Origin of the sequence: Oceanobacillus phoenicis (genome assembly GCF_047238145.1) — a bacterium.
Taxonomy (GTDB): domain Bacteria; phylum Bacillota; class Bacilli; order Bacillales; family Amphibacillaceae; genus Oceanobacillus.
Genome location: NZ_JBDFME010000001.1, coordinates 3127076 through 3144039, shown reverse-complemented (window position 1 = coordinate 3144039; position 16964 = coordinate 3127076). Strand labels below are relative to the sequence as shown.

At 35.7% G+C, this 16964-nt stretch carries 16 protein-coding genes and 1 riboswitch; of the genes, 13 read left to right on the top strand and 3 right to left on the bottom strand.

All coding sequences use genetic code 11. From position 1 onward, the window contains the following. Positions 1-51: 51 nt before the first annotated feature. The 5 genes from dacB to ABC346_RS15775 all read left to right on the top strand — a co-directional run bounded on the left by dacB (position 52) and on the right by ABC346_RS15775 (position 5784). Positions 52-1422: a D-alanyl-D-alanine carboxypeptidase/D-alanyl-D-alanine endopeptidase gene (dacB, locus tag ABC346_RS15795; protein WP_413235758.1), complete on the top strand. Its 1371-nt coding sequence runs from the start codon at positions 52-54 to the stop codon at positions 1420-1422. Positions 1423-1551: 129 nt separating this feature from the next. After that, the gene (locus tag ABC346_RS15790; protein WP_413235757.1) at positions 1552-1959 is read left to right on the top strand and encodes a Spx/MgsR family RNA polymerase-binding regulatory protein; all 408 of its coding nucleotides are present in this window, start codon (positions 1552-1554) and stop codon (positions 1957-1959) included. Between the two features lie 501 nt (positions 1960-2460). After that, positions 2461-3150 carry a hypothetical protein gene (locus ABC346_RS15785; RefSeq protein ID WP_413235756.1) on the top strand — a complete coding sequence of 230 codons (690 nt, stop codon included), beginning with the start codon at positions 2461-2463 and terminating at the stop codon, positions 3148-3150. Between the two features lie 191 nt (positions 3151-3341). Next, complete coding sequence (locus ABC346_RS15780) at positions 3342-4550, top strand: NAD(P)/FAD-dependent oxidoreductase (protein WP_413235755.1); 1209 nt, start codon at positions 3342-3344, stop codon at positions 4548-4550. Positions 4551-4887: 337 nt separating this feature from the next. After that, positions 4888-5784 carry a VanW family protein gene (locus ABC346_RS15775; RefSeq protein ID WP_413235754.1) on the top strand — a complete coding sequence of 299 codons (897 nt, stop codon included), beginning with the start codon at positions 4888-4890 and terminating at the stop codon, positions 5782-5784. Positions 5785-5855: 71 nt separating this feature from the next. On the opposite strand, the gene ABC346_RS15770 is transcribed toward ABC346_RS15775, so the two are convergent. Beyond that, positions 5856-6392 (bottom strand): YceI family protein, encoded by a 537-nt coding sequence (locus tag ABC346_RS15770; protein WP_413235753.1) that lies wholly within the window; start codon positions 6390-6392, stop codon positions 5856-5858. A 244-nt stretch (positions 6393-6636) separates the two neighbouring features. Between ABC346_RS15770 and ABC346_RS15765 the strand changes: the two genes are divergently transcribed. The 8 genes from ABC346_RS15765 to ABC346_RS15730 all read left to right on the top strand — a co-directional run bounded on the left by ABC346_RS15765 (position 6637) and on the right by ABC346_RS15730 (position 15660). Further along, positions 6637-6876, top strand: coding sequence for a phage holin (locus ABC346_RS15765; RefSeq protein WP_413235752.1), 240 nt, complete (start codon positions 6637-6639; stop codon positions 6874-6876). A gap of 258 nt (positions 6877-7134) precedes the next feature. Then, positions 7135-8913: a M3 family oligoendopeptidase gene (locus tag ABC346_RS15760; protein ID WP_413235751.1), complete on the top strand. Its 1779-nt coding sequence runs from the start codon at positions 7135-7137 to the stop codon at positions 8911-8913. A 59-nt stretch (positions 8914-8972) separates the two neighbouring features. After that, a riboswitch (TPP riboswitch) is annotated at positions 8973-9076 on the top strand. Between the two features lie 123 nt (positions 9077-9199). Then, complete coding sequence (thiT, locus tag ABC346_RS15755; protein ID WP_413235750.1) at positions 9200-9769, top strand: energy-coupled thiamine transporter ThiT; 570 nt, start codon at positions 9200-9202, stop codon at positions 9767-9769. Positions 9770-9905: 136 nt separating this feature from the next. Further along, entirely contained in the window at positions 9906-11318 is a 1413-nt protein-coding gene (locus ABC346_RS15750; RefSeq protein ID WP_413235749.1) for a hypothetical protein, read from the top strand. A 309-nt stretch (positions 11319-11627) separates the two neighbouring features. Continuing rightward, positions 11628-13361: a carbon starvation CstA family protein gene (locus ABC346_RS15745; protein ID WP_413235748.1), complete on the top strand. Its 1734-nt coding sequence runs from the start codon at positions 11628-11630 to the stop codon at positions 13359-13361. A 102-nt stretch (positions 13362-13463) separates the two neighbouring features. Continuing rightward, a complete protein-coding gene (locus ABC346_RS15740) occupies positions 13464-13721 on the top strand; it encodes a cory-CC-star protein (protein ID WP_017796495.1) in 258 nt (85 codons plus the stop codon). A 21-nt stretch (positions 13722-13742) separates the two neighbouring features. Continuing rightward, positions 13743-14666 carry an ArsA family ATPase gene (locus ABC346_RS15735; RefSeq protein WP_413235747.1) on the top strand — a complete coding sequence of 308 codons (924 nt, stop codon included), beginning with the start codon at positions 13743-13745 and terminating at the stop codon, positions 14664-14666. 13 nt (positions 14667-14679) lie between these two features. Further along, complete coding sequence (locus ABC346_RS15730; RefSeq protein WP_413235746.1) at positions 14680-15660, top strand: zinc-binding dehydrogenase; 981 nt, start codon at positions 14680-14682, stop codon at positions 15658-15660. A gap of 224 nt (positions 15661-15884) precedes the next feature. Here the strand turns inward: ABC346_RS15730 and ABC346_RS15725 are convergent, their stop codons facing one another. Together ABC346_RS15725 and ABC346_RS15720 are read right to left on the bottom strand one after the other, a co-directional pair. After that, entirely contained in the window at positions 15885-16742 is an 858-nt protein-coding gene (locus ABC346_RS15725) for a DUF421 domain-containing protein (RefSeq protein WP_413235745.1), read from the bottom strand. Positions 16743-16753: 11 nt separating this feature from the next. Then, on the bottom strand, positions 16754-16957 hold the full coding sequence (locus ABC346_RS15720; RefSeq protein WP_413235744.1) for a DUF1657 domain-containing protein: 204 nt from the start codon (positions 16955-16957) through the stop codon (positions 16754-16756). Positions 16958-16964 lie beyond the last annotated feature (7 nt).

Genomic DNA, 16964 nt, shown 5'->3' with positions numbered 1-16964 from the left:
TAAAAATATAATATAAGGAAATGGTTTCATTTGAGAACAGGAGTGGGATTAATGAAAGAACTTCAAACATATATCAATAAACAAGAAAAATGGGCAGGAGGGATACTTGGTCTTAGTGTTCGTTCTGCAGACACGGGGGATATTTATCTGAGTCATAATGGAGATATACGTCTTCACCCGGCTTCAAATCTGAAGATCCTAACTGCTGTGGCTGCTTTACGAATATTGGGACCGGACTATAGATTCTCGACGGAGATAAGATTGGACGGAAAACTTGTCGATGATGTCTGGGAAGGAGATGTCTATATTGTTGGGAAAGGCGACCCTACATTGCAACTCAAAGATTATCAGAAATTCGCCGCTACCCTTCACAATTATGGTATAAGAACAATTACCGGTAGTATTTACGGAGATGATACATGGTACGATGACAAACGTTTATCGGAAGATTTAATTTGGACGGATGAACAATATTATTATGGAGCGGAAGTATCAGCATTAACAATATCTCCTGATAAAGATTATGATACTGGATCTGTAAAGATTATCATTCAACCCGGTCAATTGGGGGAATCACCTCAATATCAACTGTATCCTAACACATCTTATATTACTTTAGAGAACCATGCAGTTACAGTAGCTCAAGCTGAAGAAGAAGAGTTGTGTATTACTAGAGAACATGGGGGTAACCGTATTTATATAAGAGGAAATATCGGTATTGATCATGAAGTAAGGCAAGAATGGATGGCTGTATGGAAAGTTACGGATTATGTAATGGATATATTTATTGAAACATTAAACGAAATGGGAATAACGATAAAAGGAAAACCTAAATCAGGAAAATCTGTTCCAAACGAGACAATGTGCATACATAAACATTCTTCTCCAACATTAGCAGAGATCTTAGTTCCATTTATGAAACTAAGTAATAATGGGATTGGAGAAATGCTTGTAAAAGAAATGGGGCGTTTTGTATATGAAGAAGCTACATGGGATGCAGGATTAAAGGTAGTAAGAGAACAAATTCAAACCTATGGAGTAAATATGGAGACCGTGCAAATTAAGGACGGTTCAGGAATTTCGCACAGTAATTTGTTACCAGCAAATGAGTTGTCCAAATTATTATATCGAATTCAACCGGAAGAATGGTTTCCTTTGTTGTTAGATACTCTACCTGTAGCAGGCGAACAAAATAGAATGGTGGGTGGGACTTTACGAGAACGAATGAAAGGACTATCTGTTAAAGCGAAAACCGGAACAATAGAAGGAGTTAGTACTTTATCTGGGTATATCAATATGGAGACCAAGCAAAGAGTAATCTTCTCGATTTTGTTGAATAATTTAATCGATGAAGAAATAGGTAAAGAGATTGAAGATGAAATAGTCGCTTATTTACATACACAGGATATTGCAAAGGTATAGCGATTAAAAAATATTATAGAAATAATTTTCCATTACTTTACCATAGTTTTACCACATTTCAGTGATAAGGTATAGATGTAGGATACTAGATATCCTTTTTAGAATGTCAAAAAAATAAGGAGAATGAACATGACAGTCAATATATACGGAGCATCTTGTTCATCAACCAGAAAAGCTCGACAATGGTTTAAAAAACACGGAATAGCTTATAAAGAAAGAAATATATTAAGACAACCTTTAACAATTAATGAATTACAGGAAATTTTACGAATGACGGTAGAAGGTACAGATGAGATTATCTCTACACGTTCGAAAATATTTAAGGAACTTAATTTAAATTTAGACGAATTACCATTACAAACATTATTAGAATTAATACACGAACACCCTCGATTATTAAAAAGTCCGATATTAATGGATGAAAAACGTTTTCAAGTAGGTTACCATGAAGACGATATACGACAATTTCTTCCAAGAAAGACAAGGGAACATTTATGGTTGCAGTGGAAACTAGATCTAGGGCTAGTAAAAGGATAATAATAAATAAAAAAGGATGAAGAATCGTAGAAGCGGTTTTTCATCCTTTTTTATGGTGTAGGAAATTATAAAATATTGCAGCTGTGGATAAACTTACTAAATTAAAGCCACGTCCAGCTCCATCGCCCATCACCTATTGTCCTTCCGGAGCCCTCCTTACGATAAGTCAACATCGATTCGCATACGCTTATCGTGTTTCCTTTATCTCATACGGTCCCGTCCAGGACATACGGTGATAAACGGGCGCTTGCGCTTTTGTTCTGGTGTTAAAAGGGAAACGGATGCTTTATCTCTTTAACAAAATTTCCATTGAAGAGGTCGAATCTGAAAAAAGATTTGAAAAAAATAGCGAATTAGGCGTACAATGGTAAAGAGTGCAACTAGATATTTACATATAGTCTAAAATAGGAGCGGAAAGATGTGAGGAATAAAAAATTACTCTTTGTAAATCTCGGAATCCTTTTTGCCCTTATGATCGTTGTTATTATTGGGGTTTCAAGAATGAATACAACAACAGATGAAGAACAGCCAGCTGTTAGCAAAAGTAAACAAGAGAATCAATCCACGCAAATATCCGGACTATCTCAATTAAGTAAAAAAGTTGTCTTTTCGGGAAAAGAGATATATAAGCCACGTAATTTATTAGAACGAGGAGATAACGGATCATTCGTGTTAACCTCTGGAAATGTAGAAGAAGCGCCATCAGAAGGTGAAGAAATAGAAGTGCCGACAGATACACAAAATAGTAATTGGGGTCAAACTGAAGAACAAGTTACCATTACAACAAGCCATTCCACTAGTTCTAGTAATGAAAGTAACCATTCGGGCTCTAATAATGTGGGGAAAACAACGTCTTCTTCTAATAACGCTGAGAAAAAAGATAAAGGTACCAAACCGAAGAACAATGACTCGAATACGGGTACTGATAAAGGTAAGGGCGAAGGAGAAGAAAAGAAAGAAGACAAGGAAAAAACTGAAGAAAAACCAGATAAAGGAAATGAACAACCAAAAGACGAGCAAGGTGGCGGAAATGGACCTAGTGACCCAAACCCGGGTAATCCTCCTGAAGATGGAGATGATGGTAATGGAGAAGGTGAGGAGCCGAATCCAGAAGAGCCTCCTAAAGAAAAAGATCCTGATGACCGGGAAAAAGATCCGAAACCTAGTCCTCAATCTTCTAGTACAGAATAATATATGAAAGTCGAATTAAACGATATTTACAATATTGGCAAGGAAAATTAGCCTATTTGAAAAAAGTTTGATATTATATTTTTATGGAGTAATAAGTTTCTATACGTTTGTAGAATGAATTGCTATAGATGATAGCGCTTATACTACTTTTATGACATTTATAGAATGATGGAAAGGAATGAAAATGATTTATGAGTAAGCCTAAAGTTGTTGTACTTGGAGCTGGCTATGCAGGACTTGTTGCAACAAGACGTTTAACACAAAAATTATCAGCAGAAGAAGCTGAAATTGTACTTATTAACAAACATAATTATCATTACGAGAGCACTTGGTTACATGAAGTAGCAGCAGGTACGATTAATCCGAACCAAGCACGTTTCATGTTAACTGATGCTGTTAATCCGAAGCGCGTTCGTTTAATCTATGACACTGTAATTGAGGTGAATCGTGACGAACAACGTGTTATTTTAGATAACAGTGAAGTGAGCTATGATTACTTAGTTTTTGCGTTAGGATTTGTTTCTAACACATTTGGAATCCCAGGAATGGATGAGCATGCATTTGCAATTACTGATATTGATTCTAGTCGTCATATTGCAGAACATATTGAGTATCAGTTTGCTCAGTATTCCACAGATGAGAATAAAAATGATGATCAACTAACTATTTTGGTTGGTGGCGGTGGATTCACTGGTATTGAATTTGTTGGTGAATTAGCTGATAAGGTTCCAGAACTATGTCAAAAATATGATATTGACCGCAGTAAGGCAAGAATTATTAATGTTGAAGCTGCACCTTCTATCCTACCGGTATTTGATGACGATTTAGTATCTTATGCGAAAAAAGCGTTAGAAGATCGTGGAGTAGAATTCCGCATTGGAGCGCCAATTAAAGAGTGTACGGAAGAAGGATTTATCGTTGGTGATGATAAGGAATTAATTAAAGCTGGTACGGTTGTATGGACTGGTGGAGTAACTGGTAACCCTGTTCTTGCTAAATCTGGATATGAATTATTTAAAGGTAAAGTTAATGTAGGTCCAGATCTTCGTCCTGAAGGGGAAGAAAACGTATTTATCCTAGGTGATTGCTCTTGGACATTGGATCAGGAGACTGGTCGTCCATACCCACCGACTGGGCAATTAGCTACACAAGAAGGTGCTCAAGTAGCAGAAAATATTGCAGCACTTATTCGCAATCAACCAATCCAAGAATTTGTTTACAGTAATAAAGGTACTGTAGCTTCTCTTGGATTATCAGATGGTATTGGTAATGTATTAAACGGTAACAAACTTCGAGGGAAAGCTGCGGCTGCAATGAAAAAAGTTGTAGACGACCGTTCACTATTCCTTGTAGGTGGACCGAAAGTGTTACTGAAGAAAGGTAAATTCCGTCCTTTTTAATTGTTAAAAGGCTCTATAATAAAATCAAATAATGATAAAAAGCTCCATAGGGAGGTAAGGTTAAATATGAGAAAATTATTTTGCTATATTTTACTTGTCGTGACAGCTTTAGTAGGGTATAGAGCTGCAAGTGAGTATTTAGAAGACAATCGTGATTTTAGATAAAATAATGAGGCTTAATAGGATGGCATTTCCTGTTAAGCCTTTTTAATATCCCGTTTGTATTGATGACGAGGAAGAACGAATCTCAATACTGAATGAAGTTTCACTTTATGGCTTTCATTATTTTTACATATAACATGACGGAAATCGCATACTACATTTGAGGTGGTATGGAATGAAGATGTATTGTTCGATTTTTTTCATTTGTTTTATAATTATGTTTCCAACGGTAACAAATGCTGGAATTATTGAACTGTATATTGATAAAAATGAACGTGGAAATTTGGATTTAAATCAATATCAGCTTTTAGGAAATGAAGGATTTTTGGATTTGCAAAAATTAAATTCATTTATGGATGAATTACAAAAAGAAGTGTACACAGAGCCAAAAGATGCTTACTATGATCCAACTGGACAAATTAAGATGGAAAAAGTAGGTTATACCCTTGATCGTGAAAAATTCTTAGAGCTTATTTACCAAGCTTATTACACGAAAAATACTGACAAAATAGCAGTCCCGAAACGCCCTATTCATTCTAGAGTTAATCATGCCCTTTTACAGGAAATTAGCCAAAAACAAATTGGATTTTATACAACTACATTTCGTGAGAGTAATACACAGCGAGCAAATAATATTAAATTAGCTACAGAGTCTATAAATAATACAGTATTATTCCCAGGAGAAGTCTTCTCATTTAATGATACTGTCGGGGAACGTACAAGAGAAAGGGGATACCAAAAAGCCCCTGTAATTATCAAAGGAGAATTAGACGAAGATATTGGTGGAGGGATATGTCAAGTATCTTCAACATTATTTAATGCGGTTGATTTAAAGGGAATACAAATAACAGAAAGGTACGCACATAGTAAACAAGTTCCTTACGTTCCGCCTGGAAGAGATGCGACGGTAAGCTGGTGGGGACCAGACTTTGCATTTAAAAATTTATATAATGAACCATTATTGATTCGGGCAAGGTCAGCAAAAGGAAGGCTGTCTATTTTTGTTTATTCTTCTGAGAATATTGACCTCTTTAAAAAAGAATCCATGGATCTACAGTCAAAAAATAATTAAGAATAAAAACCACATGAATGCAGGTATGAACCTAATCATGTGGTTTTTCTGTGATTATTTTAAAAGTTGCTTTATTCAGCTTTGTGAAGTTCTAACTCAAAGTTAATAGTTACATCTTCTCCAACAAGTACACCGCCAGTTTCCACAGCAGCATTCCATGTAAGTCCAAACTCCTTACGGTTAATTTTAGTGGAGCCACTGAAACCAGCCACTGTAGAACCGCTCATTGGGTCTTTGCTTTGACCTTCAAATGAAACAGCTAATGTTACTGGTTTTGTATTTCCTTTTAATGTTAAGTCACCAGTAACATCATAATTAGAATCAGACGTTTTCTTAATATCTGTTGCTACAAAAGTAATCTTTGGATAAGTTTCAGCGTCAAAAAAGTCAGCAGAGCGTAAATGATCATCGCGGTCTTTATTACGTGTATTGACGCTTGTAGTATCAATTACAAATTCAATTTTTGCATCTGTTAAGTCTTCAACATCAGCCTCGATAGTAGCTTCAAACTGATCAAATGTACCTTTCGCTTTTGAGATCATCATGTGTTTTACAGAAAAACCAACTTCACTATGTGCTTGGTCAACATTCCAACTTGTTTTTGCCATTCTAAACATCCTCCTAGATAATGAGTAATTTATACTTACTTACTTTATGTTACTAAGTGTAAAATAATTAATTGTTAAAGTCAAGTATCTTTAATTAAAAATATATTGGCTTGATTAGTACCTAATTTTTAGTATATTTCCCTATAACTACTAAAATAAACACGCTTACTGGTATGGTAGCCGTTACAAAAACATCGGGATTTGAAAATAATGGAATATAAGGTTTACAAGGGGGTTATTAAAAATGGACAAAGGTACACTTATTAGTATCATTGCAGTAATTGTTGCAGCAGTCAACCAAGTATTTGTATTATTAGGAAAATCCCCGATGCCAATTGATAGTGGACTAATAGAACAGTTCCTATCTGCAGTATTCACCGTAATAACCGCTTTAATTGCTTGGATTAGAAATAAAAGGTCAAACTCTGAGATTGAGAAAGCACATCGAAGAAACCAGGCAAAGAAAAAGAAAAAATCGAAATAAGTGATGCTGCAACAAAATGGTTGGAACAAAACAAAAAGTTTATCTCGATAGGCGAATGATTATTAAAAATAGTGCAAGAAGCATAGACTTCTGTAGAAAGAATGCCAAAGAGTAGAATTTTTCTACACGAAGCTCATCAGCTTCCTTCAGAAATTTCTATTGAGTATAGACGTTTGTTCCAACTTTTTTTATGCCCATTTTCAAAACTTTCGTTATAATAAGAAGATAATAGTTTTTTAATAAAGAAGGAGAGATTTGATGTCAGTTGCATTAACACCAGTCTGGGATTTGGATACTATATTCTCAGGAGGAAGTCATTCTAAGGAATACCAGGAGCATGTTCAACAGGTGAGAGAAGATATAATATTACTTTCACAACATGTTATACAGATTGATTTGTCTTCTATAAATGTAGATGAATGGGTCAGTATTTTTAAAAATTTAGAGAAACTACAAAAAGAATTTCGTGAGGCATCTGCTTTTGTTAGTTGTGTTCATGCACAAAATGTTAAAGATGAGCAAGCAAATCTTCTTGTTGCAGAGCGGAGTGAATTATTAGCAGAAATGGAAGGGCTAACGACATTAATTGACCAAAAAGTAGCTGGAGTCCCAGAAAGAGAATGGAAGGAATTAATAAGCTCACCTGAATTAAAAGAATTGGAATTTGTGTTAAATGAAAAAAGAGAAGCAGCACAAAAACAATTATCTCAAGAAGTGGAAATGTTAAAAAACGATCTTTCTGTTGATGGATATCATGCTTGGAATCAAATGTATAGTACGATTGTTGGCAAAATGAATGTTGAACTTGAAGAAGATGGAGAAATAAAGGCGTACTCAGTTGGACAGGCTGCAAATAAAGTAAATCATCCAGAACGTGAAAACAGAAAGTATGTATTTGATCAAATATCTAAAACGTGGAAAAAAGAAGCAGATTTAATCAGCCAAACATTAAATCATCTGGCAGGGTTTCGACTACAAACCTACAAGCATTACGGATGGGATAATGTTCTAAAAGAACCGTTAGAGAAAAATCGTATGAAACAAGAAACACTCGATGCAATGTGGGGAGCAATAGAAAGAAATAAACAGTATTTTGTAAAATACTTAGATAAGAAAGCTGAATTACTGGAGCTAGATAAATTAACTGTTTATGACATTGGTGCTCCGATTGGCAAAGCGGAGGAAAAGAAAAGTTATTCAGAAGGTGCTGCATTTATCGTTAATCATTTTGCGAAATTTAGTCCTAAAATGGCAGACTTTGCTCAAATGGCTTTTGAAAAAAATTGGATAGAAGCAGAAGATCGACCAGGAAAACGTCCTGGAGGTTTTTGTACAAGTTTTCCAAACAGTGAGCAAACAAGAATTTTTATGACTTATTCTGGAACGTCTTCTAATATCGCGACGTTGGCTCATGAACTCGGACATGCTTATCACCAACATGTAATGAACGATGTTAATGGATTAAATCAAAGATATGCTATGAATGTAGCGGAAACAGCATCTACCTTTGCAGAAATGATAGTTGCAGATGCATCTGTACAATCTGCAGCAACAAAAGAAGAAAAGAGATCCCAACTCGAATTGAAAATTCAGCGTAGTATTGCATTTTTTATGAATATACATTCCAGATTTTTGTTTGAGACACGTTTTTATGAAGAAAGAAAAAAAGGTATGGTATCGACAGAACGCTTAAATCAATTGATGGTAGAAGCACAGAAAGAAGCATACTGCGATAAGCTTGATGAATACGATCCAAATTTCTGGGCTTCAAAAATGCACTTTCATATAACTGGAGTACCTTTTTATAACTTCCCGTATACATTCGGATATTTATTTAGTCTGGGAATCTATAAACATGCCCAAGAACAAGGCGGGAATTTTGAAGATGATTATATAGCTTTACTAAGGGATACCGGAAGAATGTCTGTAGAGGAATTGGCACAAAAACATTTACATGTTGATTTGACGAAATCCGATTTTTGGGAAGAGGCAATTTCCTTATGTGTGGAAGATGTTGAGACATTTCTTCAATTATAAACTATTGTATAAATAACCAGATTAACGTACAATAAAATATAGCAAAAAAGTAAATAGAAAAAGCCTGCAAGGGGAGCCATATGGCTGAGAGTGGACATTGATTGTTCTGACCCTTTGAACCTGTTAGTTAGTACTAGCGTAGGGATTGTAGTCTTTTTGATGGATAGTAGTAATGTGTGAGCGGAGCAAAGACTGTATGACGCAGTCCCATCAAGAAGCTTCCCCTTGGCATTACTTTTTTGTTGTGTAAATAAACGATTTCTGACCGTAAAGGAGAGAGTAGATAATGACAACAAAAAAGACGTTATTTTTAGTTGAGGTTGCTGTATTTTCGGCGCTTGCACTATTACTAGATTTAATTCCATTGCAAATAAAACTATGGCCACAAGGTGGATCAATCGATTTTGCTATGATTCCAATATTTATTGTTGCATTCCGTTGGGGGCTAAAAGGTGGCTTATTATCAGGGTTTCTATGGGGTATGTTACAAATTGCTGTAGGTACTGCATTTGTATTGGTGCCATTGCAAGGATTCATTGATTACGCCATTGCATTTACTGTCATTGGTCTAGCGGGAGTTGTAGCAAAATCAGTACAAAAAAATGTACGAGAAAATAAGATCAAATCATACTTATTCTTAATTACTCTAGGAGTATTTATCGGCTCATTTGCACGATTTATTGCACATTATATTGCTGGGGTTGTATTCTTTGAATCTGCCGTAGAAGGTCAACCAGTATGGCTATATTCTCTCTTATATAACGGCTCGTATATGTTACCTTCTTTTATACTGAGTGCATTAGCAGTATTCTTTTTATTTCATAAGCAACCAAAAACATTACTTCATACAAAGTAGGCAATTTGCTCACACAAACAAAAGTCTGAGGACCAAGAGTTCTCAGACTTTTGTTATTAAGTGAAGAAGGTTACAGTAGCGAAAATTCTTCTGTTTGCATAGGTTATAGTACATTCAAGGAGAGGAAGAATGTAAGATGACATTAACCCTGGCGCACTTCATTTATGGGGTGTTTACACTCGTAATTATCATCACAATGATTTTCAGGAAAGGGATTGTACTGCCGACCTTGTTAGGAACTTTTATATTGTCATGGGTATTTAATGGCAGTATCGTTTCAGGATTTACAGCAATCTTTCATGCAAATCTAGTTGCCGCACAAGAATTATTTAGTATATTTTTGATTATTACGTTTATGCTTGCCTTATTACATTCCTTAAAAGACCTTGGAGCAGATGTACGAATGATACAGCCAATACAAAGAGTAATGGTAAATGGCCACGTATCATTTTTTGTATTAATAGGGGTAACCTATGTAATTTCACTATTCTTCTGGCCGACTCCAGCAGTGCCGTTAATTTGTGCATTATTGGTTCCTGCTGCAATTAGAGCGGGGTTACCGGCAATGGTAGCCGCAGTTGCTATTGCAATTGCCGGTCAAGGAATGGCATTATCATCTGATTATATCGTTCAAGTTGCTCCAAATCTATCGGCAACTGCTGCAAATTTAGATACAAGTATCGTTGCGGATCGTTCACTTATTCTCTCATTAGTTGCCGGCGGAGTTGCCATTGCAATTGCATATATACTTTATCGCAAGCATATTCGCTCGAAAAATGATCCGGAAAACGAAAGGGAGCTAAAACAACTGCAACAGTCGGAGCATTCTGTACACCAGCCTAAAACGAAACAGTTGCAAACATGGAGTAAACTATTTGCGATTATTGTACCAATTGCTCTGTTAGCTGTAGTCGTGTATATGATGTACGGTAAATTTATTGCCAATACAGAATTAGTAGGTGGTGATGGGGCTGCTTTTGTTGGTGGAGTTGCAGTAATATTGTTATTGCTTTCAACAATTGCGTTTGGAAAACAAAACGCACTAGATTATGTAGGAAGTCATATTACAAATGGTTTTGTATTTGCTTTTAAGGCTATGGGGCCAGTTATACCTATTGCTGGTTTCTTCTTTCTTGGTAGTCCGGAGTTTTCAGGTAGAATATTAGGTGTAGAAGAAGGGCCTGCCTTACTATTTGATATTGTTGCTTCCATTCAACAATATTTACCAGAAAGCTCATTTTTAGTTGCTTTCAGTGTATTAATCATTGGAATTATTACTGGGTTAGACGGTTCTGGTTTTTCAGGATTGCCTTTAACGGGCGCTTTAGCCGCTTCGCTTCAGACAAGTGGAGTGGATGCAGCTACACTGGCTAGTATTGGTCAACTAGGAGCTATATGGACAGGTGGCGGCACCATTGTTGCTTGGTCGTCATTAATTGCAATAGCAGGTTTTTGTGGAGTATCTGTAATGGATTTGGTCCGAAAGAATTTCATTCCAGTAATAGTCGGATTGATTATAGCAACAATCGTAGGAGTTATCTTCTTATAGAATTGTGATACGACAATAAAATTACGATGTCTTTACTTGTTTCGTAACTTCAATTTCATTAATAATTGAAGATTACTGAACGTGTAAAGGCATTTTTTATTGAAATAATGTAAAAATAGGTTATACAAATTTGTCGAATATGTTAGAATAATTCTAATAATAGAATAACAGAGGTGATGACAATTGATATTTTGAAATTTGCAAGTAGATAGTACATAAAAAAACTAGTTCGAAATAGTATGGTTGTACTAAATAAAAGCGCTTACACATAAGTTGATACAAATAATGGTTTTAAGGGGAGGTATACAATTGAATGCTATTGTTGTTGCTTTAATCGGTATTATTATTTTTATATTGGGCTATCGTTATTATTCAAAGTTTGTAGCAGAAAAGATTTTTCGATTAGACCCAAACTATGTCACTCCCGCGCATCGCTATAAGGACGGTGTTGATTATGTTCCGACAAATAAGTTTGTTCTTTGGGGACATCATTTTACCTCAGTAGCAGGTGCTGCGCCAATACTTGGTCCTGCGATTGCAATTTACTGGGGGTGGTTACCTGCATTTCTATGGGTAGTCTTAGGTACGGTATTTGCTGCAGGTGTTCATGATTTTGGAACATTAGCATTATCTGTCCGGAATAAAGGATATTCCGTTGGTACGATTGCAGATAAGTTAATTGGTAGAAGGGGAAAGCTATTATTTTTATTTATAATATTAATATTAGTTTTAATGGTAAATGCAGTATTTGCATGGGTGATTTCCAATTTATTTATTAGTTATCCATCTAGTGTTTTGCCAGTGTTTATTCAAATACCTCTAGCAATTTGGATTGGATATGCTGCTTATAAACGAAGTAAAAAAATGTTAGTTCCTTCACTTGTTGCGCTTGCTGTTATGTATTTAACAGCAATTTTAGCAAGTAGATTTGATTTTTTACAAATTGATCTTGTCCGTTTTATGGGAGGAGAAGATGGAGCTGGGTTATTTGGATTAGGAAGTGTATCCACAGCATTTTTAATTTGGATTGTCATTCTAATGGTATATGTTTATATTGCTTCGACATTGCCAGTATGGAAATTATTACAACCAAGAGATTTTATTAATTCGCATCAATTGGTAGTTGGGTTAGGTATTCTCTATTTAGGTCTAATTTTCACCAATCCTAGTATTACAGCGCCACCAATTAATGAGAGTCCAGATAAAAGTCTATTACCATTACTATTTATCACCATAGCATGTGGAGCTATCTCCGGTTTCCATGGATTGGTATCATCAGGAACATCATCGAAACAATTAAATAAAGAAACGGATGCAAGATTTGTAGGCTACTTTGGAGCTGTAGGTGAAGGAGTACTCGCTCTTGTATCTATACTTGCGGTTGGTACGTTATTTGCGAATACAGATGCATTTTCTCAAGCATACGCTTCATTTTCAGACGCCAACGCGATAGGATTAGGTAATTTTATTGAAGGTGCGGCTAATCTAGCACAAGGATTATGGATCCCGACTGATATAGCTACAACAATAGTATCGATTATTGTTGTTAGTTTTGCAGCAACAACATTAGATACATCCGTACGTCTTATGCGTTATATCATCGCAGAATTAGGAATTGAATATAAGATTAAACCATTAACAAAAACACATGTTGCTACCTCGGTTGCAGTGTTGTCCAGTACAGCTCTAGTATTGATTCCAGAAGGACCGAACGGATTTGGATCTGGTGGTTATCTCATATGGCCATTATTTGGGACTGCCAATCAACTTTTAGCAGCAATAAGTTTATTCCTTATTTCGATTTGGTTAAAACGTAGAGGAAGTAACTATCTTGTTACACTCATCCCGATGATTTTTGTTATATTCATGACCTTGTTTGCGATGTTCCAACAAGTATTCTTTGAGTGGTCTTGGTTTGGAACTGGATCTAATATGTTATTGTTTGTATTAGGAGCAATCATTTTTGTATTTGCAATTTGGATAGCTTTCACCGCCTTTCATGAATTAACGAAAAAACAAGATGATCCATTCGATATAGAGTAACGTTGATGATACTGCCTCAAAAACTGGAACAATAATTACGTGTTGTACTGGTTTGAGGCAGTATTTTCATTTTTTCTGTAGAAGAAAGGAGCGCTCATAATGATGTTGGAAAAAATCAAAAAACTAATTTATTATTACGAGGAAGTCATTAGTTTGCCGCATCGACAAGAAGTAGCTAGAGAATTACGAAATGAGGATGATTTCTTCTTGTTATTACTTTATTCGGAGATGCTAGGAATTCCGAATCCAGTATACTACTATACGTTGGAGTTGTACCCTTACATTATTGAAGATTTTCATGACTGGCATTTGCGAATGGGAATGGATAAATCTCCATTAAGTGGTATTCGTTGTTGCTAATAGAAGAAAGGGGAATTTGGAATGGAAGTGTTACACAAACGCATCATTTTTGTAGGAGGGAAGGGTGGAGTAGGTAAGTCTAGTTCTGCTGCTGCAATCGCTTGGAAGTTAGCAAAAGAGGGTAATAAAACATTACTTATATCCACTGACCCTGCACATAATGTAGGGGATATATTTCAAACCACAATAGGTGGAAAAATAAAGAAATTAGCTGATTCCCTTTATGGTCTGGAGATTGACCCTGAAATAGAGACAGATACTTATATCCGATCCGTGAAAGAAAATATCCAAGGAGTGGTTCATGTCGGGATGATTGATGAGGTTAACCGACAGTTGGATACGGCAAAAGCTTCTCCTGGTGCAGACGAGGCTGCTTTATTTGATAAATTAATCTCCATCATTTTGGAAGAAGGTAACCAGTTTGATAAACTAATATTTGATACTGCTCCAACTGGACATACGATTCGTTTGTTAACACTACCGGAATTAATGGGGATTTGGATAGAAGGATTATTAAAAAAGCGAAAGAAAACAAATGATAACTATTCTCAATTACTAAATGACGGAGCGCCTGTAGAAGATCCGATATATGATGTTTTACATGAGAGACAGCTGCGCTTTTCTAAAGCAAGAGAAATCTTACTCGATCAACAACAGACAGGATTTTTATTCGTATTAAATCCGGAAAGACTTCCTATACTGGAAACAAAAAAAGCGATTGATTTGTTAGGACAGTACCATCTCCTTGTTGATACTGTAATTATAAATAAAGTATTACCTGAAAATGTAGATGGCTCTTTCTATAAAAGAAGAAAAGAACACGAACAACAGTACATGGAATTAATTAATGAATATTTTCAAAGTCAAAATAAACTTACAATCCCATTATTTACCGAAGATATAACAACTATGGAGCAATTGGAGAAAATGAATAACTTTTTGTAGAAAGGATGATTTGATGCGAGGATTAGTACACGAACTTGATCAGGTTACAATCAAAAATATGGACGAGCCAACACCAGCTTCACATGAAGTTGTAATTAAATTAAAGGCAGCAGGCTTAAATCGAAGAGACTTGGCAATTCCGAAACGTAGAGGCGATAATCAAGAAGCGTTAATTCTTGGTTCTGATGGAGCCGGAGTGATCGAGTCTATCGGAGATAAAGTTCAGAATGTACAAGTTGGAGATGAAGTAATGATTAACCCGTCATTACGATGGAAGCAAAATAGTGATGCTCCCCCGAAAGAATTTGACATTTTAGGGATGCCCGATCACGGAACAATAGCTGAGAAAATAGTGATTGCTTCAGACCAAGTAGAACCAAAGCCAGCGTACATGACTTGGGAAGAAGCAGCAGTGTTTTCATTAGCAGCAATTACTGGTTATCGAGCAATCTTTACGAAAGGTAAGTTACAACCTGGTGAGACTGTATTTATACCAGGTGCAGGAAGTGGAGTTGCATCATTTTTAATGCATTTTGCCAAAAATCATGGTGCTCGAGTAATTACTACATCTCGTAGTAAAGAAAAACAAGAAAAAGCAAAACATTTAGGAGCGGACGTTGTACTTGATACTTCGGATGATTGGGAAAGAGCTTTAAAGGATGAAACCATAGATATAGTTATTGACAGTGTAGGAAAGGCCACTTTTCATCGTTCTTTAGCTGTACTAAAAAAAGGTGGAAGATTTGTTACATTCGGGGCAACTACGGAAGATGTAATTGAATTTGATTTACGTTCATTCTTCTATGGACAATACCAACTAATAGGTACTACGATGGGATGTCAAGAAGAGTTAGAGGCTGCATTGAATCATTTCATTAAATTTGAAACCCGTCCGGTTGTAGATAAAGTATATAAATTAGAAGAGAGCTTAGATGCTTTAGCGTATTTAAAAGAAGGCAAACAATTTGGGAAAGTAGCGATACGTATTTCTTAGAACCATGATATGTAACTAACAGAAGATGAAATTAGAGTAATCGTAAGAAATATACGGAGAACCTTTGGGATAAAGGCATAGGTGAGCCCCCGATGTATGAGCAACCGGTGGCTCTCCAGTTGCCTTTGGATAAGCGGAGTTGATAAAACCAATCCATTCGGATTTATATTTTGGGTGAATACTTTTAACTTACCCTTACCCATTAATCTTAGGATATTTATATTCTAATTTAAATGTGGTTCTAAAATATTTTTCACTTTGTTCATTTTTTCACTACAAGCTTGATAGACAGATTTGGAAGTAGGGTTATCTGTTGCTAAGGCAAAAAGTTCTAAATCTGCTTGCGATTTTTTGATTGTTGCTAATAATAAAGCGGATTGATTTGGAGTTGCTACTGCCAGATGATCGTCATAAAGATCAACATACAATTGGCCTTGGTGGTCTACTTGGCCTAAGAATACATTTTCTAGTGCTATATTTTGCTTTTCTAATTCTGTATGAAGCCATTCTGGATTTAAAGCAGCATTTGCTAGTGGTTCTAGCATAATATTTCCATCCATAATTACTGTTTGCGGTTCTTTATCAGGTGCTACGGTTATCCCTAAATCTTTAGCTGTTAAAGGACGGTTTTCTTTTTTAGGAAGAATATTAAATGTACCAGAAGGCTCAAGTACAGCAAATTCTACATCGGATGCTAAAAAAACATTATTATCCCTTAGTTTTTCCATCAATTCATCGGTAGAGTATCCTTCTTTTTTTAAATTATCCTCCATAATCTTCCCATCTTGGATGAAAACAGTACTCTTTCCCTCTGTAAAATCACGAACTCGTTTACTTTTTAACGAGAACTTTTCTATTCCAAAGGGCACAATAAACCAGATAAACATCGCAAGTAGTGCATAGTAAAAGTTCGTACTTGGATCCATTGTATGGACAGCGGCTATTCCTCCTAGCACAATACCTGTAATGGTCTCAAAAACATTTAATTGTGATATTTGTTTTGTCCCAAGCCACTTGACTAAAAGAAAAAGAATAATAATCAAAGTGAGGGACCGAAATATTACAATTGTCCATTCTGGCATATGACATCCTCCTAAGATTTATACTGTGGTTCCTCTTTTGTCAATTTTATTACTTGATTATTCATATCATTTTTTACTTCAGCTAGAAGTATATTCGCTTGTTCAATAGCTGTTTGCAGTTCAGTATTTCGAGTGGTCTCATGAAGAGACTCTAGAGCTCCTTCAATACTTTTTATGGAAGCGTAACAGCTTTTTACTTGTGATCCTACAGTCATCAAATGA

Coding starts and splice junctions, on each gene's coding strand:
- ABC346_RS15730 (WP_413235746.1), top strand. CDS start 14,680: ATGCGAGGATTAGTACACGAACTTGATCAGGTTACAATCAAAAATATG.
- ABC346_RS15775 (WP_413235754.1), top strand. CDS start 4,888: ATGAAGATGTATTGTTCGATTTTTTTCATTTGTTTTATAATTATGTTT.
- ABC346_RS15725 (WP_413235745.1), bottom strand. CDS start 16,742: ATGCCAGAATGGACAATTGTAATATTTCGGTCCCTCACTTTGATTATT.
- ABC346_RS15780 (WP_413235755.1), top strand. CDS start 3,342: ATGAGTAAGCCTAAAGTTGTTGTACTTGGAGCTGGCTATGCAGGACTT.
- ABC346_RS15770 (WP_413235753.1), bottom strand. CDS start 6,392: ATGGCAAAAACAAGTTGGAATGTTGACCAAGCACATAGTGAAGTTGGT.
- ABC346_RS15750 (WP_413235749.1), top strand. CDS start 9,906: ATGACATTAACCCTGGCGCACTTCATTTATGGGGTGTTTACACTCGTA.
- ABC346_RS15765 (WP_413235752.1), top strand. CDS start 6,637: ATGGACAAAGGTACACTTATTAGTATCATTGCAGTAATTGTTGCAGCA.
- thiT (WP_413235750.1), top strand. CDS start 9,200: ATGACAACAAAAAAGACGTTATTTTTAGTTGAGGTTGCTGTATTTTCG.
- ABC346_RS15785 (WP_413235756.1), top strand. CDS start 2,461: ATGAATACAACAACAGATGAAGAACAGCCAGCTGTTAGCAAAAGTAAA.
- dacB (WP_413235758.1), top strand. CDS start 52: ATGAAAGAACTTCAAACATATATCAATAAACAAGAAAAATGGGCAGGA.
- ABC346_RS15720 (WP_413235744.1), bottom strand. CDS start 16,957: ATGACTGTAGGATCACAAGTAAAAAGCTGTTACGCTTCCATAAAAAGT.
- ABC346_RS15740 (WP_017796495.1), top strand. CDS start 13,464: ATGTTGGAAAAAATCAAAAAACTAATTTATTATTACGAGGAAGTCATT.
- ABC346_RS15735 (WP_413235747.1), top strand. CDS start 13,743: ATGGAAGTGTTACACAAACGCATCATTTTTGTAGGAGGGAAGGGTGGA.
- ABC346_RS15790 (WP_413235757.1), top strand. CDS start 1,552: ATGACAGTCAATATATACGGAGCATCTTGTTCATCAACCAGAAAAGCT.
- ABC346_RS15760 (WP_413235751.1), top strand. CDS start 7,135: ATGTCAGTTGCATTAACACCAGTCTGGGATTTGGATACTATATTCTCA.